At 68.2% G+C, this 9776-nt stretch carries 12 protein-coding genes and 4 pseudogenes; 13 read left to right on the plus strand and 3 right to left on the minus strand.

Translation table 11 applies throughout. The annotated features are described in order from the left end of the window. Positions 1–100 precede the first annotated feature (100 nt). The 3 genes and pseudogenes from NBW77_RS22910 to NBW77_RS21000 all read right to left on the minus strand — a co-directional run. Entirely contained in the window at positions 101–451 is a 351-nt protein-coding gene (locus NBW77_RS22910) for a transposase (protein WP_284346970.1), read from the minus strand. Continuing rightward, a complete protein-coding gene (locus NBW77_RS22915) occupies positions 339–1616 on the minus strand; it encodes a transposase (RefSeq protein WP_502799509.1) in 1278 nt (425 codons plus the stop codon). The genes NBW77_RS22910 and NBW77_RS22915 overlap by 113 nt, the downstream gene beginning before the upstream one ends. 185 nt (positions 1617–1801) lie before the next feature. Then, positions 1802–1951, minus strand: a pseudogene (locus NBW77_RS21000) (transposase); the annotation flags it as partial. A gap of 87 nt (positions 1952–2038) precedes the next feature. On the opposite strand from NBW77_RS21000, the gene NBW77_RS21005 reads away from it, so the two are divergent. The 13 genes and pseudogenes from NBW77_RS21005 to NBW77_RS21055 form a co-directional block, all read left to right on the plus strand. Beyond that, positions 2039–2215: a hypothetical protein gene (locus NBW77_RS21005; protein WP_165485972.1), complete on the plus strand. Its 177-nt coding sequence runs from the start codon at positions 2039–2041 to the stop codon at positions 2213–2215. 255 nt (positions 2216–2470) lie between these two features. Further along, positions 2471–2707, plus strand: a complete 237-nt coding sequence (locus NBW77_RS21010) for a FitA-like ribbon-helix-helix domain-containing protein (RefSeq protein WP_131746198.1) — start codon at positions 2471–2473, stop codon at positions 2705–2707. Beyond that, complete coding sequence (locus NBW77_RS21015) at positions 2704–3105, plus strand: type II toxin-antitoxin system VapC family toxin (RefSeq protein WP_131746197.1); 402 nt, start codon at positions 2704–2706, stop codon at positions 3103–3105. Before NBW77_RS21010 ends, NBW77_RS21015 begins: the two co-directional genes overlap by 4 nt. A gap of 218 nt (positions 3106–3323) precedes the next feature. Further along, entirely contained in the window at positions 3324–3596 is a 273-nt protein-coding gene (locus tag NBW77_RS21020) for a hypothetical protein (protein WP_131746196.1), read from the plus strand. A 540-nt stretch (positions 3597–4136) separates the two neighbouring features. Further along, positions 4137–4250, plus strand: a pseudogene (locus NBW77_RS22630) (hypothetical protein); the annotation flags it as partial. Positions 4251–4619: 369 nt separating this feature from the next. Further along, positions 4620–4868 carry a hypothetical protein gene (locus NBW77_RS21025; protein ID WP_131746194.1) on the plus strand — a complete coding sequence of 83 codons (249 nt, stop codon included), beginning with the start codon at positions 4620–4622 and terminating at the stop codon, positions 4866–4868. After that, positions 4862–5950 (plus strand): TerD family protein, encoded by a 1089-nt coding sequence (locus NBW77_RS21030; RefSeq protein WP_131746193.1) that lies wholly within the window; start codon positions 4862–4864, stop codon positions 5948–5950. The genes NBW77_RS21025 and NBW77_RS21030 overlap by 7 nt, the downstream gene beginning before the upstream one ends. 292 nt (positions 5951–6242) lie before the next feature. Continuing rightward, a pseudogene (locus tag NBW77_RS22920) lies at positions 6243–6512 on the plus strand (ISAzo13 family transposase); the annotation flags it as partial. Between the two features lie 218 nt (positions 6513–6730). After that, positions 6731–6913, plus strand: a pseudogene (locus NBW77_RS22925) (transposase family protein); the annotation flags it as partial. Between the two features lie 134 nt (positions 6914–7047). Further along, entirely contained in the window at positions 7048–7230 is a 183-nt protein-coding gene (locus NBW77_RS22930) for a hypothetical protein (RefSeq protein ID WP_250280204.1), read from the plus strand. Positions 7231–7447: 217 nt separating this feature from the next. Beyond that, positions 7448–7960 (plus strand): DUF4982 domain-containing protein, encoded by a 513-nt coding sequence (locus NBW77_RS21045; protein ID WP_131746192.1) that lies wholly within the window; start codon positions 7448–7450, stop codon positions 7958–7960. Positions 7961–8646: 686 nt separating this feature from the next. Continuing rightward, positions 8647–9462, plus strand: a complete 816-nt coding sequence (locus NBW77_RS21050; protein WP_131746191.1) for an oxidoreductase — start codon at positions 8647–8649, stop codon at positions 9460–9462. A 71-nt stretch (positions 9463–9533) separates the two neighbouring features. Continuing rightward, positions 9534–9776: hypothetical protein (locus NBW77_RS21055; protein WP_250280205.1), on the plus strand; the 243-nt coding region annotated here is incomplete at its 3' end.

Consider the following 9776-nt stretch of genomic DNA (forward strand, 5'->3'; position numbering starts at 1 on the left):
TAGCATAGCAAAAGGCGATGAACAGAGGTGCCGACGCCGCTGGCAGCAACCTGAAGGTATTGAGGCTCTTCGCAGTTGGCTTGCGGGTGTAGTCGGGTGATTACGTGGCCTGCTGGTCGCTGGTGACGCCGGGTAGCCAGCTGGGACGGGCTGCGCGGGAGGCGATGTAGCGGGCGCGTAGTTGCTGGTTGGTGACGTTGCGGAACCCGAAGGCGCCGCGGTAGACGAGTTTGGTGATCCGGTTGATGCCCTCGGCGGCGGCGTTCGTGAGGCCGGTGAGCACGCCGTTGGTGATCTCGGTCAGCCAGGTGTCGGTCGTCTCGGCGAGGGTGACCAGTTCAGGGAGATCGCGCCCGAAGGTCGCGACGTAGTCGCCGAACCGGAACAGGGCGCGGGCGATGTCGGTGCGGCAGGTCGCCCGGCCGGTGCGGGACGGGGCGAGCGCGAGCAGGTCGAGGAGCAGGTTCTTCGCCGTCCAGGCGATCCGGATCTCGTTCGCGGCCTGGCCGTCGATCAGTTCGAGCCCGCCGAGCGTCTCGAGGATCTTCCGGCGGCCCCGGCGGGAGAGCGTGCGCGGTCCCCACTTCAGCAGGTTCTTGACCGCGTATTCGGGGTCGGCCGCGCCGGCCGCGCCGGCCGCGCAGCCGGTGGGTGTTGCGCCGCCGCACGTCGTCGACCATCTTGTTCGCGAGCTGCGCGACGTGGAACAGGTCGGCGCAGACCAGGGCATGCGGGAGGGCCTCGCGGGCCACGGCCCGGTAGACGGGCGAGAGGTCCATCGTGACCACCTCGATCCCGGCACGGACCTGTTCGGGCAGGGCGAGGATCCAGGCGACGGCCGGGGCCTTGCGCCGGCCCTCGACCAGGCCGAGCAGGCCGTGCCCGCCGGCCGTGTCGATGAACACCGTCTGCCAGCAGTCGGTGTCGGCGACCCAGGCGCCGCTGGCCGGGTCCTTGTGGAAGCGGCGGGCACCGCGCCGCTGGTCGTCGATCCCGAGGACCCGGACCAGCGGCATCGGGCCGAGCACCGCGCGCAACGTGCGCACCAGCTCCGGGTCGACCACCACCGGCTCGACGGCCTCGGTCGTGTCCGGGCCGCCGGTGTCCGGGCCGCCGGTCAGCGTGGCCTCGTCGGTGAGCTCGTCGTCGCCGGCCAGCGCCTCGGTCACCACGGCCGGGTCGGCCGCGACGATCCCGGCCCGCCCGGCGAGGCGGGTGAAGCCGCCGTGCGCGGTGTGCCAGGCGACCCCGGCCCAGCCGGCGGCCGTGTCGACCGCGACGAGCCCGTCACCGACGAGGTGGCCGACCAGGTCGAGGGCACCCAGCGAGACCCGCCCACCGCGCGCCGCCAGCGCAACGTCCTCGAGGAACCGGCCCTGCCCGCAGCCGGCGTCGCAGGCCATCACGCGCTTGTGCCAGGTCACCCGCATCGGCGCCAACGCCAGGTGGCGCACCGTGTGCCCGACCCGCGTCCACACCCGCGACGCCACGGCCTGGCACCGCGGGTGGCACACCACGGTCCCCGGCGCGGCGACCACATGCACCGAGACCGACCCGTCCGCCTCCCGCTCGACCAGCTCGACCTCGAAACCGTCGAGCCCCAGCAGCCCGGCCACCGCACACCCCGTACCCTGCAAGACGCACCCGTTCTTTGGCGATCACGGACCTTCAACAAGTCGCGATCTTTCCAGAGGGCGGGTGCGTTCCTTTCCCGGACGCCACGCCGGTCACACACCGTCACAACACCGTCGATACCCGGCGTCATCCTTCAAACACGGCCGCAGGCCAACTACGAAGAGCCCTTTTTCGCCTTCGTCACCCAGTTCCCCAAGGTTGATTCATTGATACCCAGACTCTTCGCGATCTCGGCTAACGACCGGTCGGAGTCGAGCGCCAATTTTACCGCCTCGTCTTTGTACTCCTGCGTGTACTTCCGGGGAGTCGACCCCATGACGGCCCTTCCTTTCAGACAGTGACCTTCAGGTCTGCTGTCCACGGAAACGGGATCGCTTCACTGCGGTTCGACGACGACGGTGGGGTGACGCGGCCGGCGGCCGTGGTGAACCGGTGGCTGCGGGAGCTGCGGGAGCTGCCATCGAGTGGGGCGCCGGCGAGCGTGACGTGGGCGGCCTACGCGCGGGTGCTGCGGGACTGGATCGAGTTCCTGTCCGGCCTCGGTGTCGGCCTGTTCGACGGCGGGGAGGCGTTGAAGTAGGCGCTGGGGGCGTATGCGGTCCACCGGGCGGACGGGCCGGTGGCGGCACGGTTCGCGGCGACTACGCTGAGTTCGCGGAGATGTTCGTGCGTGTGCTGGCGGGGCTGCGGCCCGACGGGCAACCGGACGAGGGGTATCGGGGCCGGGGGTTGGAACGCAACGCCGCGGTCGGGGCTCTCCGGTCAGATCTTCACGGGGGGCGCCCAGGTCGAGACTGTTCAGGTGAGGTGTTGGCTGTGGGACTAGGATGCTTGCATGGCTACCATTCATGTTCGCGAGGTCTCCGAGGAGACCGTCACCGTCCTGAAGGTGCGGGCTGTCCGAGCCGGGCAGTCTCTACAAGCCTATGTCCGTCATCTGCTGGAGGGGGAGGCGGTCATGCTGACCGCTGAGGAGGCCGCCGAGCAGGCGCGTTCCATCGCGGCTCGGGGCGCGGTGACCGTCGCCGACGTGGTGGACGCCGTCGCCGAGATGCGCGATTCCCACGCGTGATTGTTCTGGACACCTCCGCCCTGGTCGAGTTCCTGGTTGGTTCGGACCCTGTTGCGGAGAAGGTGCGTGCGCTCGCTTTCGGTGAGCGGCTGGCCGCACCGCACGCCGTCGATCTCGAATGCGCCTCGACGTTGCGAGGCCTGGTACGCGGGGGAAAGCTGCCTGCGGACGAAGGGGCACGTGCCCTGGATCTGCTCGGTCGCATGCCGCTGAGGCGTTTCGACCATGTGCCGCTGCTCTCGCGGATCTGGGCGCTTCGGCACAACATGTGGCCGTATGACGCTGCGTACGTCGCGCTGGCGGAGGTGTTGGGCGCCGAGCTGGTGACGGTGGACCGAAAGTTCGCCGGTACGCCCGGTCTGATGTGTCCCGTCCGCAACCTTCGAAGCGAACAGTAGAGCTCCGGACACCTCCGTGGCCTTCCATCAGGTCTGCGGAAAGTTGCTGGTGGCTCATTGTTGGGGGAGGGGAAGCTCGGTGGCGAGGACGAGGGGCCGTGGGGTAATGGTTCGAGTCCCCCCTCGGACACAGACACTACGCACACCGATGATCTCGGCATGGCTTCCGCCATGATCGTTTCTGTTTTGTGGTCGTAGGTCAACTTCAGGCCGAGTTCGTGGTAGACCTCGGCCTTGTCGGCCGGATCTGCCTTGTGCGGGATTGCGAGGAGTCCGCCGAGGCCATCGACGAGATCTCTGATCTGTTGCCGGGTGAGCCGGGTCTGTGGCGGGGTTGCTGTGCCTCGGCGGCCGATCGCCGCGACGGCGGTGGCGCGTTCGGCTTGGACTTCAGCGATCCAGTTCGTGACGATGGCGGGGTCGGCGCCGGCTTCGAGGGCGGCGCGGTGACGGGCGAGTTTGCGGTCGCAGTCTGCGATGGCCTGCCGTAGGGGGTCGCTCGGGGGAGTGGTGTCGGGTTGGGTGTGGTTGAGGGCGGTCAGGGTGGCCTCGATGTGGCTGGGGGCGAAGGCAGCGGCGAGCCAGGCGTCGAGGGCGGGGGTGATGGTGTCTTCGCGGACGTAGACGGCCAAAGGATGGTCGATGCGGTTGGCCACGGCGTATTCCTGCGGGTAGCGGCAGCGGTAGTGCGCATGCCCGTGGTTCCAGTTGCCCTGCATCCGCCGTCCGCACTGCTCGTGGAACTGAAGCGATCCCGTTTCCGTGGACAGCAGACCTGAAGGTCACTGTCTGAAAGGAAGGGTCGTCATGGGGTGGGAGGACGAATGAGTTGTCCGGTATATCTCTATGTCGGCGGGCAGGGACGCTGCGTTGAGGAGTTTTCGTAGGTCTCCGTACTGAAGGGTGAACCTGGGACATGGCTGGTACATGACTGGGGATAGGCACAGTCATTGCATAGGGCCGCACAGGCCGAAGAATCTTTGGGTTTTCTCGTGGTCACGCATCCGTTCCATCCGCTGGTGGGCCAGCGGATGGAGATTCTGTTCACGAAACGACGGGCGGGAGCAGTGGTCTTCGTCTGTGCGGATGGTGCCTCGCGGAGTGTGACCCTGCCGCGGGAGTGGACCGACCGCGGCCCGGAACCGTTCGGGCACCGATTGTCGGTCGAGGGGTTGACCGCTGCCCGGGCGCTGGTGGATGCGCTGGCGCGCCAGCGCGCGGGTACGGGGGACCGTTCCCGAGCCGGACGACTGCCAGGCGCTGTTCTCCGCCGTCGTCGTGATGATGGAGCAGGGCATGTGGCTTCCCGACTGAAGCCGGTCCATCGGCGTTGCCTGCCGCATCGTCTGTCAGCAAGTGCAGGCCTGTTGTCCTGCTTCGTGTTCGGCTGTGTTGTCGAGGTGGACAGGGCCTGGCGTCTTGCGCTTGGCGGTGGATGGTGTGACGGCGGCTGGCAGGCTTGCGGTCCGTCCGCCAGGTATCTGGCTGGTGGATCACGCAGTTCGGAGGTAACGGTGGGCTTGTTAGATCGTATGGGGGCGGCTGCGCAGCCAGACCCGGAGGTGGACAGGCGGGCGGCGCGGCGGGGGTCGGTGGATCCGGCTGCCGGGCCGATGCTTCTTGACTGTGCACAGCGACGCTACGACTGGGCCGAGGAGGAGTACGACCGTAGCCCCGAGACGAAAGCGGGCCTCGAGGCGATGTTCGCCGAGGCGCTGGAGTACGCCACCTACGGCATCACCGTCGACGGTCTCTCATGCTGACCGAACGCATCCCGCTGAGCGTGCGGGGGGACTACCTGGGTCGGCTGCTGTCTGTCGCGGACGGCCGGGACCGGTGGGGCGGCATGCCCCCGGCAGACGGCGCGCGGTACCGGGCCGAGCTTCCCGCCCTGCTGGCACGGCTCGGTGATCGGGAGAGTCTTGGTTGGTTCCTGAGCGAGACCGGGCTCGAAGAGGAACGCGACGGTTCGCATGCACTCGCGCTGCAGACCCTGCGTGATGCGGTGCGTACGGGTTACCCGTCGGTCAAGGCAGTCGACCGGCTCAGTGTGCGACTCGTCAAGGACGGCGAGTGGGACGAGGCCGCCCACGTTCTGACCCTGGCGCTCGGCATGCCGATCCCGTTGGATTCGATGCGGGAGAAGCTGGCCAAGCGGCTCACTCGTTGCCGAAAGCAGCTCGCGCCCCGCCAGATATCGGCGACGGACGGCCCCGAACCGGAGCCCGAGATCGACACGACGGTCGTCGACAGCGAGGACCTGGCGCAGCTCATTCCGCAGCTCACGGTGAGGTCCCTGATCGCCGGGCAGAACACGCCGCTAGCCGGCGGCCGATGGAACATCGCCGTCGGCTGGCGCGATCCCGCCGGGAAGTTCGACGTTGACGCTTCTGTGCTGCTTCTCGCAGACTCCGGGAAGATCCGCTCTGAGGCTGACTTCGTCTTCTACAACCAGCGTGCGACTCCGGACCGTACCGTCGTTCATCACGGTGAGCAGACGATCGGCCTCAGCGACGAGGTCCACGAACAGCTGACCATCGACCTTGCGGCGCTGCCGCTGACGGTCGTCCGGATCGTCATTGCTGCGAGTATCGATCAGTCGGACTTCAGCGGAGTCGATGGACTGCATCTGCGTGCTGACCGCTCGGACGTCAGCCCTGATGCAGGCGGGCAGCCGAACCTGGCTGCACCCGTCAGGTTCGCGCTCCCTCGTCTCGGGGTGGAACGTGCTGTGCTGCTCGCCGAGTTGTATCGGCGCGATGGAGGATGGCGCCTTCGCTCTATCGGTCAGGGCTACGCGGATGGGCTTGCCGGCATCGCCCGCGACTTCGGCGTCCACGTATAGCGCTGCCACCGACCCACTGTCCGGGAACCTAAACGACGACGTCAGTTCGCCGGGACCGGAACCGGCGGCCGGACCGCACGAACACCTGTCATTCGACCATTCCGATGGAACCTGCCGAGACCGAGGACTCGGCAGGCATACCAGATTCTCGTGCCTATGCGCTCCCAAGATAATCAACAATGTTGACGTACCTCCACCGCCCATTTTGATCATGAAAATCTCTAACGACTTGGTTCGCGATAGCGGTGATGGTCGGGGTGTGAGGTGAGGGGCCGCACGGGTTGAGTGGGTTATGACGCCTTCCTCGGCCCGTGCGGCCCTGTCTCATCCTGCGTGCTGCGGCCTGTCCCGTGCACGTCTCGGGGATCTGATCGAGGAGTTAGCCGGGCCGTGGACTGCCCGCGGTGAGTCCGAGCTACGCGAACGCCGCGGTGGCGACCGCCGGCGCGCGCCCGGTGCCGGCCCCCACCACACGCTGGTGTTCCTCGATCGGCTGCTGGTCACCCTGGTTGTGCTGCGTTTCCAGCTGCCTCATGCCGTGCTCGCGCAGTTCTACGGGGTCCACCGGGTCACCGTCACCCGGGCGGTGGGTGAGGTCCGCCCGCTGCTGGCCTCCCGGGGCTTCGCGGTCCCCGGCCATCTCGGGGTGCGGCTGCGCACGCTGGCGGACGTGTTCGCCTACGCCCACACCGAAGGGATCGCCCTGCGGATCGATGGCACCGAGGTACAGGTCCGCCGCCCGGCCGCCGCCCGGCCGCCGCCCGGCCCGGTCGGCGGGCGTTCGTGTCCGGTAAGAAGAGACAGAACACCGCGAAGACGACCAGTATCAGCGACGGGCAGGGCCGACTGCTGTGGTCCGGGGCGGATCGGCCCGGGCGGATGCACGACCAGACCGCGATGCGCAGCGAAGGCATCGCCGAGCAGTTCCGCCTGCACCCGCAGGTGCAGGCTGAGGTTGATGAGGGCTACCGGGGCCTGGCAGGCGAGTTCCCCGATAGGTCAGCGCCCCGCCACTCAAACCCGCGCACAACACGTCGCTCGGGGACCGGCATGCCTTCGCCCAGACCCGCCGACGGCAGTCGGCCCGGCGGATCTGTGTGGAGCACGCCATCGGCGAGCAGAAACAGTGGCGGCCGTTGCAGCGCTATCTCGGCCGCCGCGAGTACTACCCCGAGACACACGCCGCTATCGCGGGCCTGGTCTCCGACCGGGCGGCCCGCCGGTCAACCCGACGCCGGGCAAGTACCGACCTCGTCCTCGCCCGACAGACCACCTACTGATCATCCATTGGTCGGCCCGCCAGGCCGACACGTCCCGACCTCAATCGTGAACCAGGTCGTTAGAACTTGCCGAGCATTTCGCCGGGTTCGACGACCCGGTGGCACAGGTGCTGTTGCCGATGGCGGTGAACCTTACCGTGGGTCTGGGTGACGAGCGACGGCGTGCCCTGGCGTCGCACAAGAAGGCGCTACGTCGCTACGACTCGATCGCGCGCAGGTGAGGCACGTCCGGAGCGCGGCCGTCGGTCACGACCTGGTCACACAGGCCACCGAGGAATCCGCTTCCGTCCTCGACGTCACCGGGTTGAACTACGGCGATTCTCGCTACGCCCTGGATCGCGAGCTGTTTCCCAACCGCATCCTCGTCGGCTCCGAGACGTTCGCGACGCGCATCGACGTGCGGTGGCAAGCGGTCACTGAGCACTATTCCGACGCCGACGAGGTCGAGTTGCTGGTGAACGGCCGCTCGGCCGGCCGGTCGCCGGTGGGAAAGGAGAAGGCCTTTCTGGCGCGCTTCGAGACTCGCTACCAACCCGGTGAACTGGAGGCCGCGCGTGCCGCCGACCTCGGCGAGTTCGCGCGCAGGCACGACGCCGAGTGCCTGGTCGGCAACCTCTACCGGGCATATCGTGAGATGTCCGAGGACCACGCGCGTACACCGATGGACCACGACGCGATGTGGCGGGACACGATGGCCTGTCTGAGCCGGCCACTGCGTAGCCGCGCCTGACGTTTCTTCTCCGGGCTCTGCCAGGCGGCGGTCCTCCTGGGCTCGGCGGCCGTGGTCCGCGTCCAAGCGTCCTGTCGGCGTCTGACCCCGGCGCCGGCAGGATCCAGACGCGTGTCGGCGTTCAGGGGAGGCGGCCCGAAAGACTCGGGGACGGCGCCTCCGGTCGGAGCGGACGACCTCGCCCGCCCTGGAGCTCGAGCTGTGTCCTCTTCGCGTAGGTGACCTCATGCGCGGCCTGAAGCAGCGGTTCGGTGCCCGCGACTTCAGGTCGCGGGCACCGGGCCGCCTCGTCGCGCGGTGGGCGTACGGCTAACCGGCGACGAGCTGGTTCAGCATCGACAGTTCCAGGTGACCGACGCCGTCCACACCGTCGAGACGGACACGTGACGGCGACATCGTGCAGCTGTACAGGTCGTCGTCACGGGAGATGCCCCGTGGTAGAGGTCGTTCGGCGGCACGATCGACATCGCGGTGCTGGTGATCGGCGCCCCTTCGATGAGCAGGTCGCGCCCGTCGTGCCTGCGCAGGACGATCTCGAAGTCGTCGGGTACGTCCCGCGGGGCGAAGCGTGGGACCGTCAGCGCCTCCGCGTCGCGCGGTCGACTACTTGCCGTCCGCCGCGTCCGGCATATACGATTACGATCGTAAGGTAAACGATCATAATCTAAAGAGACCGGGAGTCCACGATGGCGACAACCCGGCCGGTAGCGCTCGTCACGGGCGCGTCCTCCGGCATCGGCAAGGCAGCCTCACTCGCGCTCGCCCAGGCGGGCTTCGAGGTGACCGGAACGAGCCGGCACACGCGCGGCCTGTCCCCTCAAGACGGCGTGACGTTCCTCGACCTCGACGTGACCAGCGACGAGTCGGTCACCGCCGCGGTCAAGCAGGTGATCGACCGCTTCGGGCGGATCGACGTCCTGGTCAACAACGCCGGCATCGGGTCGGCAGGTGCCGCCGAGGAATTCTCCCTTGCGCAGGACCAGAAGGTGTTCGACGTCAACGTCTTCGGCGTCATCCGGATGATGAGGGCCGTCCTACCGCACATGCGGGCACAGGGCAACGGGCGGATCCTCAACGTCTCGTCCGTAGCGGGCTTCGCCCCGCAGCCCCACATGGCCGTCTATGTCGCGTCCAAGCACGCAGTCGAGGGCTACTCCGAGTCCGTGGACCACGAGGTCCGCGAGCACGGCGTGCGGGTGCTGCTTGTCGAGCCCGCCCCCACCAGCACCCCGTTCGAGGGGAGCGTGGTGCGGGGCGACACCCCCCTGCCGGCCTACGCCCAGCAAGGGCGCATCTTCGAGGAGGTGCTGGCGGAGGGGCTGAAGGGCGGCGACGAGCCCGCCATGGTTGCCAAGGCGATCGTCGCGGCGGCCACCGACCCGAAGCCGAAGCTGCGCTACCCCGCCGGCCCGACCGCCGCACGCATCCGGATGCTGCGCCGCGTCGCCCCCGCCCGGGTCTTCGACAAGCAGATCCGCAAGCTCAACCGGCTTCCCGGCTGACGTCGCCATCGGCACACCGGCCTGACTGCGCGAGAAGCGGGCGCAGCGCTGACCTGAGAAGGAGCGTCACCATGGGAGTAAGCCCAGAGGCACAGCAGTTCGCGCAGTTTCTTGAAAGCGTGAGCGTGAAGTCGTCGACACCGGGCCTGGACCTGGCCATCGTGCGCGACATCGTCGAGACGCACCATCGGGCGTCAACCGAGCCCGAAGGCGTCACCTACGCCGAAGTGGACGCCGGCGGCGTCCCCGCCCTCTGGGCCATCCCCGAGGACGCCGACCCCGATCGAGCGCTGCTCCACTTCCACTTCGGCGGG

Origin of the sequence: Frankia sp. Cppng1_Ct_nod (genome assembly GCF_920656135.1) — a bacterium.
Taxonomy (GTDB): Bacteria; Actinomycetota; Actinomycetes; order Frankiales; family Frankiaceae; genus Protofrankia; species Protofrankia meridionalis.